This window comes from Fulvivirga sedimenti (assembly GCF_020328055.1).
In genome coordinates this window covers 328025-342760 of record NZ_JAIXNE010000001.1, presented here as the reverse complement: position 1 = coordinate 342760, position 14736 = coordinate 328025, and the positions used below count along the sequence as shown (strand labels likewise).

The 14736-nt window shown below is 46.6% G+C and carries 14 protein-coding genes; 7 read left to right on the top strand and 7 right to left on the bottom strand.

From position 1 onward, the window contains the following. Window positions 1-24: 24 nt before the first annotated feature. From LDX50_RS01480 to LDX50_RS01460, 5 genes are all read right to left on the bottom strand, one after another. Window positions 25-1341, bottom strand: a complete 1317-nt coding sequence (locus LDX50_RS01480; RefSeq protein ID WP_225696628.1) for a toxin-antitoxin system YwqK family antitoxin — start codon at window positions 1339-1341, stop codon at window positions 25-27. Window positions 1342-1403: 62 nt separating this feature from the next. After that, the gene (locus LDX50_RS01475; protein WP_225696627.1) at window positions 1404-2582 is read right to left on the bottom strand and encodes an acetyl-CoA C-acyltransferase; all 1179 of its coding nucleotides are present in this window, start codon (window positions 2580-2582) and stop codon (window positions 1404-1406) included. 63 nt (window positions 2583-2645) lie between these two features. Further along, entirely contained in the window at window positions 2646-3545 is a 900-nt protein-coding gene (locus LDX50_RS01470; protein ID WP_225696626.1) for a tetratricopeptide repeat protein, read from the bottom strand. Next, on the bottom strand, window positions 3542-4510 hold the full coding sequence (locus LDX50_RS01465) for a vWA domain-containing protein (RefSeq protein ID WP_225696625.1): 969 nt from the start codon (window positions 4508-4510) through the stop codon (window positions 3542-3544). The genes LDX50_RS01470 and LDX50_RS01465 overlap by 4 nt, the downstream gene beginning before the upstream one ends. 49 nt (window positions 4511-4559) lie before the next feature. Further along, window positions 4560-5264 (bottom strand): SDR family oxidoreductase, encoded by a 705-nt coding sequence (locus LDX50_RS01460; RefSeq protein WP_225696624.1) that lies wholly within the window; start codon window positions 5262-5264, stop codon window positions 4560-4562. Between the two features lie 88 nt (window positions 5265-5352). On the opposite strand from LDX50_RS01460, the gene LDX50_RS01455 reads away from it, so the two are divergent. From LDX50_RS01455 to LDX50_RS01440, 4 genes are all read left to right on the top strand, one after another. Continuing rightward, window positions 5353-6405 carry a sugar phosphate isomerase/epimerase family protein gene (locus LDX50_RS01455; RefSeq protein ID WP_225696623.1) on the top strand — a complete coding sequence of 351 codons (1053 nt, stop codon included), beginning with the start codon at window positions 5353-5355 and terminating at the stop codon, window positions 6403-6405. Window positions 6406-6408: 3 nt separating this feature from the next. Continuing rightward, window positions 6409-8172, top strand: coding sequence for a 3-keto-alpha-glucoside-1,2-lyase-like domain-containing protein (locus tag LDX50_RS01450; RefSeq protein ID WP_225696622.1), 1764 nt, complete (start codon window positions 6409-6411; stop codon window positions 8170-8172). Between the two features lie 5 nt (window positions 8173-8177). Then, on the top strand, window positions 8178-10130 hold the full coding sequence (locus LDX50_RS01445) for a c-type cytochrome (RefSeq protein ID WP_225696621.1): 1953 nt from the start codon (window positions 8178-8180) through the stop codon (window positions 10128-10130). A gap of 175 nt (window positions 10131-10305) precedes the next feature. After that, window positions 10306-10839, top strand: coding sequence for a hypothetical protein (locus LDX50_RS01440; RefSeq protein ID WP_225696620.1), 534 nt, complete (start codon window positions 10306-10308; stop codon window positions 10837-10839). A gap of 45 nt (window positions 10840-10884) precedes the next feature. Here LDX50_RS01440 and LDX50_RS01435 read toward each other — a convergent pair whose 3' ends face one another. Together LDX50_RS01435 and LDX50_RS01430 are read right to left on the bottom strand one after the other, a co-directional pair. Then, on the bottom strand, window positions 10885-11262 hold the full coding sequence (locus LDX50_RS01435) for a rhodanese-like domain-containing protein (protein WP_225696619.1): 378 nt from the start codon (window positions 11260-11262) through the stop codon (window positions 10885-10887). 7 nt (window positions 11263-11269) lie between these two features. Next, window positions 11270-11782: a GNAT family N-acetyltransferase gene (locus LDX50_RS01430; protein ID WP_225696618.1), complete on the bottom strand. Its 513-nt coding sequence runs from the start codon at window positions 11780-11782 to the stop codon at window positions 11270-11272. Between the two features lie 44 nt (window positions 11783-11826). Between LDX50_RS01430 and LDX50_RS01425 the strand changes: the two genes are divergently transcribed. The 3 genes from LDX50_RS01425 (at window position 11827) to LDX50_RS01415 (ending at window position 14653) form a co-directional block, all read left to right on the top strand. Further along, window positions 11827-13011: a pyridoxal phosphate-dependent aminotransferase gene (locus LDX50_RS01425; RefSeq protein ID WP_225696617.1), complete on the top strand. Its 1185-nt coding sequence runs from the start codon at window positions 11827-11829 to the stop codon at window positions 13009-13011. A 3-nt stretch (window positions 13012-13014) separates the two neighbouring features. After that, the gene (locus tag LDX50_RS01420) at window positions 13015-13422 is read left to right on the top strand and encodes a hypothetical protein (protein ID WP_225696616.1); all 408 of its coding nucleotides are present in this window, start codon (window positions 13015-13017) and stop codon (window positions 13420-13422) included. A gap of 79 nt (window positions 13423-13501) precedes the next feature. Next, a complete protein-coding gene (locus LDX50_RS01415) occupies window positions 13502-14653 on the top strand; it encodes a lycopene cyclase family protein (protein WP_225696615.1) in 1152 nt (383 codons plus the stop codon). Window positions 14654-14736: the final 83 nt, after the last annotated feature.

The following is a 14736-nucleotide window of genomic DNA, read 5'->3' as shown; positions in this document are numbered from 1 at the left end:
GTGAAGATACGAAAAAGTTGATAATCAGAAGGGCCCGGTGCTGGTTTCCACAAGTTGTCCCCGAAGATAGGTCTCTGTGCGCTCAAGCTCTCCTTCCTGATTGAAGAATTTCCAGGTTCCAACCTTCTTTCCACCACCGTATTCACCTTCAGTGGCCACCACGCCATTCTCGTGCCATGCCTTGTAATCACCATGCATTTTTGTGGCGCTGTAGGGGGTTTTACTGGCGAGCTGTCCGTTGGAATGGTAGGTCTTTACCTCTCCCGTTATGGCCCCGTAGCCATATGTGATTTCTTTTTTTACATTTCCTGATTCAGCATAAAACTCACGGTATATCCCGTGTCGCTGTCCTTTCATGAAATGGGTTTCACGCACTTTGATACCGGCATCATTAAATTCCTCCTGAACCCCATCCAGTTCATCATTGACCCGTACTTCGCGTAGTTTAATTTTACCTGCTGAATTATACCGCTCAATTTCATGTCGCTCACCATCTACATTTTCAACCGTTTCCTTTTGCCCATTGGGATAGTAGGAGGTGTTCAGGCCTGTTTTAATGCCCTGATTGTAATTGAAAAGATGTTTTAATGTCCCATCGGAATAGTATGCTTTGTTTTCACCCTGAAGTGATCCGTTCAGGTAATGGCCTTCCAGCAACAGGTTGCCTTCTTCATCGAAATCCCGGAAAACCCCGCTGCGCTCACCGGCAAGCATCTCTGATTCATTGTCGAGCTGACCATTCTGATAATAATTTTTATAATTACCGGTTAAAATGCCATTCAGATAGCTCCCTTCACTCTGTAAAGTACCGCTTGCATAGTACATCTTAAACAGTCCGTTCTGCTTACCCTCTGCATAATTTATTTCAGCCTTCAGAACCCCGTCAGGATAGTATTCAAGGATCGTCCCCTCCGGCTTATCATTCACAAAACGGCCTCTGCTTCTGATATTACCATTCGGGTAGTACAGGTAAAGGCTGTCGGAAAGCTTGTTTTCGGCAAAGCTGGCCCGCTGCACAATATTGCCACGCTCGTCATAGATCATCACCGGCCCGTTCCGCATGCCTTTACTGAAGACAATCGTCCGCTGTAATTTCCCATCCTCGTAATATTCACTGAACATACCATCCCTCAGTCCGTCTACATAAACCCCTTCTGCGGCCTTGGTCTGATTGGGATAATATCGGGTATAGGTACCCACGATTCGGGAGGTATCATTTTTATCGACGAAATAGACCTCTTTGAGAAATTCCTGTTCAGGATCATAATAGGTACGTCGTTCAACCTGTGACCAGCATGCGGCATAGCTAAAGGTGAGTACCAGTATAAAAAATAGTCTCATAGCATTAAAAAACGACCGGCAATTATTTTTCGTACAGACCGTATCGGGAAATTACTAATTTATCAGATCTTTTCAATAACGATCGCGGATGCACCTCCTCCGCCGTTACAGATACCCGCCACACCGATCTTTCCTTTATTCTGATCCAGAACGTGATATAGCGTCGTGAGGATTCTGGCTCCGCTTGCTCCGAGCGGGTGACCCAGGGCGACTGCACCTCCATGCACATTAACGGTTTCGGGATCCAGGTCCAGATCCTTGATGTTCGCGAGTGCAACAGCAGAGAAGGCCTCATTGATTTCATAAAAATCTACTTCATCCTTTGTTACCCCGGCATTTTTCATGGCTTTGGGTATTGCCAGGGCCGGTGCTGTGGTAAACCAGATGGGATCCTGTGCCGCGTCGGCAAATCCCCTGATCACAGCCAGTGGTTTAATGCCCAGTTCAGCCGCTTTTTCTTCACTCATGAGCACCAGGGCAGATGCCCCGTCATTGATGGTGGAGGCATTGGCAGCAGTTACAGTTCCTTCTTTGCTGAATGCGGGTCGCAGGGCAGGGATTTTATCAAAATGAACGTTTTTGAACTCTTCATCTTCCGATACCACCACCGGATCTCCTTTACGCTGCGGTACCTCCACAGGAATCACTTCTCCTTTGAATTTACCCTTTTCCCAGGATTCGGCGGAACGTTTATAACTTTTAATGGCATATTCATCCTGCATCTCACGGGTAAGGTTCATTTCCCGTGCTGTGTTATCTGCGCAATTGCCCATCGGAAAGCCATAATAAACTTCCCATAATCCATCTTTCACCAAACCGTCTACCAGCTCGCCATTACCATATTTGTAGCCATAGCGGGCCTTGGGAATATAATAGGGGATATTCGACATGCTTTCCATGCCACCGGCAACAACCACATCATTCATTCCCAACATGATGGACTGAGCGCCCAGCATAACCGACTTCATTCCGGAAGAACACACTTTATTGATGGTGGTACAGGGAACATTATAGCCGATTCCCGCGGCGACTGCGGCCTGACGGGCGGGTGCCTGGCCCAGGTTAGCAGAAACTACATTACCCATAAATACTTCATTGACCTCCGAAGCATTTACGCCGGCTGATTTGAGGGCGCCTTTAATGGCCGCTGTACCCAGTTCAATGGCTGTTAAGGAAGAAAGACTTCCGCCAAAACTACCAATAGGGGTTCTTACCGCTGAAACGATGACTACTTTTTTCATATAAATGGAATATTTTATTGCAAACGATTGAACGCTGCAAAAGTAAGGAATTGAGGACAGATATTACCAATCGGGCTTGGATGTATCCCTCTTTTTTGTTGGCTTGCGCTTGTTTTGCTGGAAATACTGGATCTCATTATTTTTCATGGCCTCCAGTATCATACGCGCCTTCTCTTCGGAGATCTTCATATCCTTGAGCTTCTCGGCGACTGAATTCTGCTGATCCTCATTTTGCTGGTCGTCATTCTCATCAGGTTCACCGTCTTTAGGCTCCTGTTTTTTCTGCTCTTTTGGATCTTTGCTGGGATCATCCTTTTGCTGTTCCTGATCTTTTGATTCCTCTTCCTGGTTTTCTTCCCCTTCCTTTCCTTCCTGATCCTGCTTTTTCTCGTCGGATGGCTGATCCTGCTTCTGCTCTTCCTGTTCGGAATTCTTGTCTTGCTGATCCTGGTTTTCCTGCTGCTTGTCCTTGTCCTGCTGTTCCTTTTTATCCTGCTCCTGCTGATCCTGGTCTTGTTCTTCCTTCTCCTTGTCCTTCAGGGCCTTTTTCAGCAACTCATAGTTGTATCGCGCGTCTTCATTGGTCGGATCGTCTTTCAGCGCCTGCTTGAAGTATTCCAATGCCATTTCAGGCTTCTGAAGCATCTTATTGTAAACAACGCCAAGCTGCTGGTTTGCCACGGAACGTACGGTCTTGTCGGGTGTGTCGTACAGGGAGGCGTATCGCTCGATTGCGCGGGTGGTATCGTTCAGCTGATAAAGCGTATTGGCCATATTCAGCATAACTTCGGGTTCCTCTACCTGCAGGGAATCAATAAGAAAGCGGTAGTGGGTAAGTGCTGTCGCATAATCACCATTATTGTAGGCCTCACGAGCCTCTTTTTTGTGTTTGTTCACTGTGGCGATCTTGTCCAGATCACTCAACGGCATAACAAGTAATATAAGTGCAATAAGGTATTTCATATTCGAACAGTCTTAAAGCTGGTGAAAATATCCACCAAAATCAACCCAAGCGCGATGATCACGAAATAATAAAAACGATTCGCTGATACATCAATCTGTCGGGTATCCCGAACTTCTCCTTCTATGGAGTTCACGGTATTTATTAACCGAGAAACATCATTTCTGGTTGCATTTATCTCAAAATACTTTCCCTCTGTGTCACTGGCAAGTTTACGAAGTGACCTGCTTTCCAGCCGGGTAACCACATCCTGTCCTTCGCGATCCTTTTTGAAACCGGAACGATTCCTGATCTTACTTCCCTTCTCGGTACCCACACCCAGTGTAAACAAACGTATTCCTGCGGTTTCTATTTTATCAACCTCCTCGGATGTGTCGTCTCCGAAGTCCTCGCCATCGGAAATGAGTATGATGATCTTTGATTTTTGCTGCGTAACAGGCGAGTCATCGTCCTGTAACTTTTCAAGTGCCATGCGCAGCGGCGGACCGAAATCAGTCCCCGCGTTTGGCACCAGCCCGGTATTCAGTGTTTCTATGAACAGGTTCAGCGCATTCTGATCGTAAGTAAGCGGTGCCTGCATAAAAGCTTCCGAAGAAAATATAATGATTCCCAGCCGGTCTGAACTGAAGGCTTCCACAATATTCTTCAATTCAAACTTTACTTTCGCAAGCCGGGTGGGCTGCACATCGTTGGCCTCCATTGACTCTGAAAGGTCAACGAGTAAAAATATGTCCTTACCTACGCTCTTTACTTCACGCTTTGATTCCCCGAAGGAAGGACCGATCAGCGCGATGACCAGTAGGGTGAAGTATAGCGAACGAAGCAGAAATTTAAAGGTTATGCCATTAAAACGCGTTGGTAACTTCCTGCTGATGACAATCAGACGGAAAAAATACAATCCGTATAACACCAGGAAAAGTGCAATGAGAATTTTATCAACCAGACTCAGTCCGTACAACCAGCTCATAGCGGCAAATATATCAAATACACAACAGTTTTATAATCATCCTACGCTTCTACCAGGAAATTGGTTTTCCGTCCCGAAAAAAACCTCCTGTGGGTCCGTCATTATCCAGGGTTGCCGCCCACACGATACCGGCTGCTCCTTCAGCTACACTTCTTGGCGCACCGGGCCCGCCCATATCAGTTCGTGTCCATCCGGGGCAAACAGCATTGACCTTCATATGGTGTTCACGTAATTCAGCAGCCAGCTTGATGGTAAGCACATTCAGGGCGGCCTTGGATATGCTGTAGGCAGGAGTTCCGCCGCCCATTCCGTTCAGGGCACCGGCTTCGCTGGAAACATTCACGATTCGCGGTGCACGGGAACGCATCAGGCAAGGCAGCAGGGCGGTAGTTAACATCCAGGGACCGATTACATTGGTTTGAAATGCTGCATTAACAATTTGGAAATCCGGATTGGAAGCTTCATGTTCTGTGTCATAATATATGGCGGCATTATTAACGAGTACATCCACTGTTCTTTCATTTTCTTCAAGCCTGGCAGCAAACTGTCGGACCGATGATTCGCTGCTCACGTCAAGTGTATGAAAGGAGACTTGTAATCCTTCGTTGATCAGTTTATTCCGTGCTTTGATGCCAGCCTGTTCTGACCGCGCAGTAAGAAAAATGTGATACCCTTTTTTTCCGAGTTGGCGGCAGGTCTCCAGACCAATTCCGCGATTGGCGCCTGTTATGACCGCGGTTTTCTGTGTCTCCATAGATAATTGAAAGTCGTCGATTTTTGTGAATGTACTCAAAAAATGACGGGAATTCCTTAACTTTTGACTTTCAACCAATCATATCATCATGACAATAAAAAGAAGACATTTTGCCCGGACGCTAGGACTGGGGTCGCTAGGATTATACGCCGGTGCCTCGGCAGTATTAACAGCATGTGGCAAAGCCGCTGAAAATCAGGAAGAAGGTGAACAGGAAATCGCTAGTGTAGTGGCAGATCCTGAATTATTTTTCAAGATTTCACTTGCACAATGGTCACTGCACAAGAGCTATTTTGGCAAAAGTTTTGAGCTGGGCTGGCAGAAATTTGGTGAAATGATGCGGGAAGATCCTTCATCTGTTTTAATGGGGGATATCAAGCCTATTGATTTTCCGGTTCTTGCCCGTCAGGAGTTTGGCATTGGAGGTGTGGAATATGTAAACCAGTTTTTTAAGGATAAGGCAGAGGATATGGATTATCTGAACGGACTTAATCAGCGTGCCAAGGACAACGATGTTCAGAATTTACTCATCATGTGTGATGGTGAGGGTGAACTGGGCAACCTCGATGAAAAGGAGCGCATCAAGGCCGTCGAAAATCATTATAAATGGATCAATGCCGCCAAATATCTCGGATGTCACTCGATTCGTGTGAATGCTGCCGGAAACGGAACTGCAGAAGAAGTGGCAGACGCAGCTGTGGACGGGCTGGGTAGACTCACCGAATATGGCGCGAAAGAAGGCATCAACGTGATCGTTGAAAACCATGGGGGATACAGTTCCAACGGAACATGGTTAAGCGGTGTGATGCAGAAGGTGAATTCTCCCTATTGCGGGACGCTGCCTGATTTAGGAAATTTCTGTATTCAGCGTGGACCGGAGGGATGTGTTGAATCGTATGATATGTACAAGGGCGTCGAGGAACTCATGCCCTATGCGAAAGGGGTGAGTGGTAAGACACATAATTTTGATGCCGAAGGAAACGAAACAGAAATCGATTATTATCGCATGCTTCAGATTGTGAAGGATTCGGGCTTCACCGGCTGGATCGATGTTGAATATGAAGGGAATGAACTGTCGGAATTTGAAGGTATTCGTGCAACGAAAGCATTGCTTGAGACAGCAGGGGCTAAAATTTCTTAATTTATGATAAAACAATATTTCAGTACGGTAGCTGTCGGTTTCCTGGCGGTTACCTGTTTATTCGCGCAGGAAAAACAATTGAACCTGTCGGATTTCGAAAACCCTTCGAAAAGTTGGGAAGAAGCAGGGGACATCATGGTCAATCCAATTGACGGATCCTATGAAACAGCAAAGGGATCCGGTGTTTTTGTCAATCTGCCTTCGAAAAAAAATAAAGGGGAGGACATCAGAACCTCTGAGGAATTCAGTGATTTCGATCTCTCTTTTGAATATATGATGTTTCCCGGTTCGAACTCCGGGGTATATATGCAGGGCCGGTATGAGATTCAGCTGCTGGACAGCTGGAAGAAGCAAAACCCCACATCAGGCGACAACGGTGGTATTTATGAGCGGTGGATGGAAGATAAGCAGACAGGCTACGAAGGATATGCTCCGCGGCAGAATGCCAGCCGGGCGCCCGGGCTCTGGCAGACAATGAGCATTTCATTTCAGGCACCAAGGTTTAACGACGCCGGGGAGAAGGTCGAGAATGCAAGAATATTGAGCATTGTGCTCAATGGTGTTGAGATCCAGTCGGATGTGGAGCTATCCGGTCCAACGCGCGGTGCGTGGGGGGAGGAATCACCCACAGGCCCTATCCGCATCCAGGGTGATCATGGCAGGGTTGCGTTCCGAAATATGAAGATCACAACATTTAATAATCCGGTTCCTGTTATTGAAGGAATGACCTATGAGGTTTACAAAGGTCTGTTCATGGATGTTCCGGATTTTTCGACATTAACCCCGGTTGCATCGGGAAGTGCCGAAATCATTACTCCTTCGGTGAGCAGTGTAAAAGGTCCGTTTTTACTGCGTTATACGGGTAAGATGATCATCAATACACCCGGGGAATATGATTTTGGGGCCATGTTCAACGGAGGTGCAGGACGTCTGATGATTGATGGAAACGAGGTGATTGCCGTACGTGAATGGGGCGGTGATGGAAAGGCCACACTGGCTGCCGGCGAACATGATTTTGAATTGCTTTATGGTAAAATATACGATTGGGCAGCAACGGGATTGCGTTTTGCAACACGCGGCCCCGGGATTCGATGGGTTAGTTTTCATGATGAAAATGTGAATATGGTTACAGCCACGAGCCCGATCTTCGTACATGCCCCGGCGGTGCACAGGAGTTTTGTTGATATCGAGGGAGGGACCCGCCTGATCCGTGCTGTTTCTGTAGGTACCGAGCAAGGCATTCATTATACCTATGATATGGATCACGGAGCCATTGTTCAGGGTTGGCATGGGAATTTTATGAATGCCACACCTATGTGGAATGATCGGGGTGATGGTTCAGCCCGGCCGCTTGGAGCGGTTACCATGCTCGACGGAAATAATTTGATCGTGGGCAATGGCACCTGGAGTTCCGATACTACGGGAACCTCTTTCAGGACACGCGGTTACCGGCTTGAGGGTGAGACAACGCCCTTGTTTATATACGATATTTTCGGTGGCAAAGTAACCGATCAGATTGTAGCAGCAGCAGATGGGGGCGGACTAAATCGCACCATTCGAATGGAAGGTCTTGGAAGCGGATACCAAATACGACTGGCACATGGTAAGAATATCAGTGATATAGGAAAGGGATTGTATCGGGTTGATGGCGACTATTTCATTAAAACTTCGGAAGGCACTTCCAGTACCGTTCGATCAATGCCGGATGGTTCCATGGTGCTGCAGGTGCCGGCACAGTCAAATTTCAGTTATCAGATAATATTTTAATGGGTATGAATAATCAAATAAAGAATATTGGAATCCTGCTTTTCTCTCTGTTGGCCGTCGTATTCACGGGCAATCTGAACGCACAGGATAATCCGGAAGATGACTATTATAAAATTGTGCGGGTAGCTGCTCCCGAAGGAACCCTTCTGGAAGTTGGAGGTCTTGCGATGATGCCCAATGGCAATCTTGCAGTGGCCACACGGCGGGGGGATGTTTTCGTCGTTGAAAATCCAACCAGTGCCCAGCCATATTTCCGTTTGTTTGCATCGGGCCTCCATGAAGTACTTGGATTGGCATACCGTGACGGTTCCCTTTACTGCGCGCAACGTAGTGAACTGACCCGATTGGAGGACACCAATTTTGATGGTAAGGCTGATATATTTGAAACGGTTTATGCCTGGCCACTCTCCGGACATTATCATGAGTACAGCTTCGGGCCGAAATTCGCGCCGGACGGATCCATGTTCGTCACGGGCAATGTAGCGTTTGGTGATGAAGAGTGGTGGCGCGGTGAGAGCCGTGTTCCGTGGCGGGGATGGACCATGAAAATTTCTCCTGACGGGAAGATGGAACCATGGGCAACAGGAATGAGATCCCCGGCGGGCCTGGGTATGATCGACGGGGAGTTTTTCTACACGGATAACCAGGGCGACTGGATCGGATCGGGAGCGCTGTGGCACGTGAAGAAAGGCGCTTTTACAGGTCATCCGGCCGGACTGCGGTGGACAGGTGCCAGCAACTCGCCGGTACATATTACGACCGAGGAACTTTACGCGGAGGTTGATCCGCGCCAGAAAAGAGATGAAAGCGGCCGGTATATCAAACCGGAAAACATCATGAAGGAAGATTATATCACTCTTTTTGAGGTGAAGGAAAAATTCCCTGAATTACAGTTGCCTTCTGTCTGGCTTCCACATGGGGTTCTTGGAATTTCAAATTCCGATATACAGGTAATACCTGAGGGATCATTCGGGGCTTTTTCCGGACAGGTTCTTATTGGCGACCAGGGGCAATCGAAAATCATGCGTGTATTCCTTGAAAAAGTGAATGGCGAGTATCAGGGTGCTGCATGGGATTTCCGCAGTGGCTTTCAGTCTGGTGTTCTTCGGATGGCCTGGGCAAATGATGGATCCCTGTTTGTGGGTGAAACCAACCGGGGATGGGGTTCTGCAGGAGAAGCGACCGAGGGTCTCCAGCGATTGGTTTACACAGGCAAGGAACCATTCGAAATGAGGGAGGTGCATGCAAAGCCCGATGGTTTTGAAATTACATTTACCGAACCGGTGGACCCTGAAACCGCAAGGGATCTTGCGTCATTCTATGTTCAGAGCTTTGTATTTAAATATCACCCTGTTTATGGAAGTCCGCCCATTGATATGACCAATATGGCGCTTGCCGGAGTTAAGGTTGCCGATGACGGCATGTCTCTCCGATTGGTGCTTGAGAATCCGAAGCAGTATTATGTGCATCGAATTATGTTGGACGGACTCAGGTCTAAGAATGGTGTTCCGCTCCTGCACAAGGAAGTCTACTATACCCTGAATAATATTCCGACTGGTCCGAAATTACCGTCTGCTGAATTGAGTACATATAATTCAGTAGAAGTAAAGGCTGAAGAGAAGAAGGCCGCTTTACCCGCTGCCAGGACTTCTTCACCGGATCGGGCGGTGAAGCCGTCGGCTACTGTGGCAGTTGCGAAGGCTCCGACAGACGCTGAGATCAAGGTGTTATTGGATAAATGGACCTGTTCAGCCTGTCACAGAAAAGATAGCAAGCAGGTTGGTCCCGCATGGAAGGATATCGCGAAGCGCAATTATACAAATGAAAAGATCAAGGAACTCGTGTATAATCCGCAACCTCAGAACTGGCCGGATTATGCAACACCTATGGCACCAATGCCGCATGTTCCCGAGGCCGATGTGCTGAAGATTGCCGAGTGGATCAATTCGCTTAATTAAATCTATGATCAGCGGCTTTGAGCGAAAGCTATTTATGGCAATTTCAAAACCCCGTATCTGACGGGGTTTTTTTGTTTTGCGCTTATTCAAAAGATGATTTAACTAATCACCAGACGTGATTTTAATTAAGATTTCTTTCGTAACTTACTGTAAACAGAGTTAAAAGAGCAAAACAATGAAAAAGCTTCTAATTATTGCCATTATATGTGCGATGTCGGCCACAGCAAATGCCCAGATAAAATTTGGTGGTCACTTCGGCGTACCTGTAGGTGATTTGTCGGAATTTTATTCCTTCACCCTTGGCGCGGATTTATACTATATGTTCGGTCATAATCCTGACGGGTTTTTAAAATTTGGTGTGGCGACCGGTTACATCAATTACTTCGGATCAACAGTGGACATTCTTGGACAGGATGTGGATATTGACAATGCCAGCTTTATCCCGATTGCAGGTGCGGTACGAATAACCATATTGAAGTTCATTACCTTCGGTCCTGACTTTGGATATGGGTTTGGGGTTAGCAACGGCATTGACGGTGGTTTCTACTGGCGTCTGGTTGGTGGAATTGATTTTGGAAACGCGGTTGAAGTAAACCTGTTCTATCATTCAATTTCAGCAGATGGCGGTGGAGAAGGATCTTCAAATACCAGCTTCAATACCCTGGGAATCGGTCTGTTATTTCAGCTTGGAAAAAACAAGAAAGAATAACTACATCTGATCAGTCGGTAATTCCGAGTTCGTGGTGAGCCATGCTTATTGCCTGGCCTGAATCCACCCATAATATCCGTCTGAATAGTCATATACCTTACTGAACTTCGCGGAATGAAGCGCGCGGGCAGCCTGTGCGCTTCGCATTCCGCTTGCACAGTAGACAATTACGGGTTTATCTGTATCAAGCGATTTTATTTTATCATTGAACCCAGGGTCCTGCCAGTCGATCTGAATCGCTCCCGGAATAATGCCCTGAGCTGTTTCGGCGGGGGTTCGCACATCTAAGATCACAAGATCCTTTTCATTTTCCATCAGTTTAACCATTTCTGTTGTACTGATTGTTTGTATCTCCTGAACAGTTGCGGTATTGCAGGAGACAAGGAGCAGGAGGAGTAAAAAAAAGCCATTTTTACCGATCATGATGCCATTATTTAGTACGTAAATCCAGTTCATATCGCTGTAACATAATCTTTTTACCGAATAGTTCGCTGGGTTCTTCTTCAGTAAGAGTAAATCCCCGCTTCATATATAATGAAGCAGCTGCGGGCAAGTCATCTGAGGTTAGCAGGTATGCCTGCTGATAATTTTTTTCCTTCATCAACTCCATGAATGCATCCATGAGTTTGTTGCCAAGTCCGAGTCCACGGTATTCCTTTTCCAGGAGAAAGTAACGAAGCTGGGCTTTTTCTTCGCGGTTAACAAGGGATAAAAAGCCGATGATGCGATTACCGTGTTCACAAACCCAGATGCCACCCTTTTCCGGATCAAATTGTTTGCAGAATTCCGCCATCGATTCGGCCACATATCCTTCGAACCCCAGGCCATAACCGTACTCTTCTCCATAGATTTTACCATGAAGATAGATCACATAACCAATATCGCCGGGCTTCAGGTAGTTCCTGATTTTAATATCTTTTGCGCTGATCATCGTCTTTCGCACAAATTAAAAAATTTCTGTAACTTCCGTGCTCAACCCTCTCAATTATGAAAACATCAATCAACCGCAGGCAGCTTCTTAGGAGCGGACTTCTTACAGCAGGCAGTGTCGCATTCATGCCACTCTTTTCTCATAGTGAAATTCCGCCCGTACGTGCCCTCAAACGGGGTCGTCTGGACTATTCACCACTCTACAAGGAATTTGTACTGCCCGCCAACCGATCTGTCGCTGAGGTTCGGGCTCGTCTGAATTCGAATGAGAATAAATTCGGGCCCTCACCTAATGCATTAAAGGCGCTTAGTTCTCAAATGGAACACGGGAATTTATACGGATGGCAGGCGATTCAGTCTCTGAAGGAGGAACTTGCGGCACATGAAGGTGTTTCTTCAGATCATATCCTGATCGGTCCGGGTTCCACGGATTTTCTGGAGAAATGCGGCATGGCGTTCTTCATGAATGGGGGTAATCTCGTATCGGCCGACCCTACTTTTATGACCCTCATTCGGGTTGCAGAGGCGGTTGGAGCCGAATGGAAAAACATTCCGTTGCGACGGGACTGGTCACATGATCTGAGTGCAATGGAGAAGGCGGTAGATGCCAATACAAAGATGGTTTATGTTTGCAATCCCAATAACCCAACGGGAACTCTCACAGATGCAGACGACCTGCTGGCCTTTTGTGAGCGTACGTCTTCAAAAGTACCGGTATTCGTAGATGAAGCCTATATGGAATTCCTCGAGCCGGGCACCGGAAAGACGACTGTTTCACTGGTAAAAAAGGGCAACAATGTGATCGTAGCCCGAACGTTCTCTAAAATTCATGGCATGGCCGGACTGCGGATCGGGTATATTGTTGGACAGCCCGAAACTCTTGAAATAATTGCCCGTCTTTCCTTTACAGGTATGGGGATTTCAAATACATCCATTGCGGCAGCCCGTGCAAGCCTGAAGGATGTGGAGTATGTGGAGCGATGCAGAAGCATACATAATGAGATCAGGGATTTCACTTTTAGCGGACTTAAATCCCTTGGATATGATCCGGTACGATCGTATACAAGCTTTATGATATTCCCGATACGCAGCGGAGGATCTGCTTTCCTGAAAAACATGGAGAATGAAGGCGTGCAGATTCGAACGTTGCAAATAGCTGGTAGTCCGTATTGCCGGGTGAGCCTTGGAACGAAGGATGAAATGCAGATATTTTTAGATGCAGTTAAAAAAGTTGAGAGTTAATCTATGAGGGTTTTTTTTCTATTGGGACTGATTGGAGGTTTAATTACAGGATGCGCTACCCAGGTAAAGGAAAAGAAGGAACTTGAAGGATACTGGATTCTTGAAGAAGTCTACTCCAGTGGACTGCAGCAACAGATCTCAGACGGGGCACATATCGTTTTTAAAGGCGACGGCACTTACAGTGCATTGCTCAATGCCGAGAGTGGTCCAATGACGGGCAAATGGAATATTCAATCCAATGTGATGAAACTATGGCAGCCTGAAATCACAGATATGCATGGCGACAGGAGTATTGAACCGTACATGAGTACGTGGCAAATGTCACTTAGTGAAAACTGGCTGATACTTGATGGTTTACCCACCTATGATATGCAGCATCTCAAACTGGTGCTCCACAGAAAGGTTGATTAGTTGATGGATCACAAATTAATACGCCATTTTCGCATTTTGTTTACATCTTTACACCATCCAATAGTTTTTCCTGCTGTATATGTCTGAAAAAACGTATGATTTTGCTATAGTAGGAGCGGGAGCTGCCGGGCTTCAGCTGGCAATGGCAATAGCAGATGATCCGTTTTTTTCTGAAAAACAAATCCTGATCATTGAAAAGGACCCGAAGGTAGCGAATGACCGGACCTGGTGTTTCTGGGAAAAGGGACGCGGGCGATGGGATGATATAATCCACCGATCCTGGGAAAAGGCAGCTTTTAATACCGACGACAGTTGCCGGAACCTGGACCTTTCATCGTATTCCTATAAAATGTTGCGGGCTTCAGACTTCTATGCCCACACGAAGTCTGTTCTTCAGGACAATCCCGCCTTTACCTGGGTTCAGGATGAGGTGCATATGATCTCCGGCGCACAGCCGATGAAAATTGAGGGCGAGCAAACCTACCAGGCACATATCGTTTTCGATAGCCGGGTTCACCCCGATTTTTACAAAGAGTCTGACAGCTATATCCGCCTTTTGCAGCATTTCACCGGATGGGTCATTGAGACTGAGGAGGAAGTATTCGATCCGGAGACTTTCACGATGATGGATTTCAGGGTAAAATGGCCGGACTCAACCAGCTTTACCTATATTTTGCCGTTTTCAAAAACCAGGGCGCTGGTTGAATTTACACTCTTTTCACCAGCCCTGCTTGCTGAAAATCAATATGAGCAAATGCTTAAACAGTATATTGCGGAATGTCTGAATTTATCAAATTACAAGATCACTGAACTGGAACAGGGAATCATCCCTATGTCGGATTACCCCTTCCACCGACTGAATACACCCAGCCATATTCGCATCGGAACAGGAGGAGGCTGGGTAAAACCTTCGTCGGGTTATTCATTCAAGAATTCGGGGAGAAATGTTGTGCATATTATTTCAAACCTGAAAAACGGGCGAAATCCGGCAGCAGGAATAGGATCGAATAAGTTCAGGTTTTATGACGGAGTATTTCTGGAAGTCCTGTATCACAGAAATGAACTTGGAGAGGAAATCTTCAATGATATGTATAGCAAAAATCCACCGGAAAGAATTTTCAGATTTCTGGATGAGGAAACAAGTCTTTCCGATGACCTGAAAGTCATTACATCTTTCAGATCCGGACCCTTTATCTCGGCGCTTGGCCGCCTCGTGTCAAGATTATTTTAATGTCGGTGACTCCTGAAGTTCACCTGGCATGTATCCAGAGGTGATTTCAACTTCGTTATTGAATTTCAAAAAAATGTGCTAAA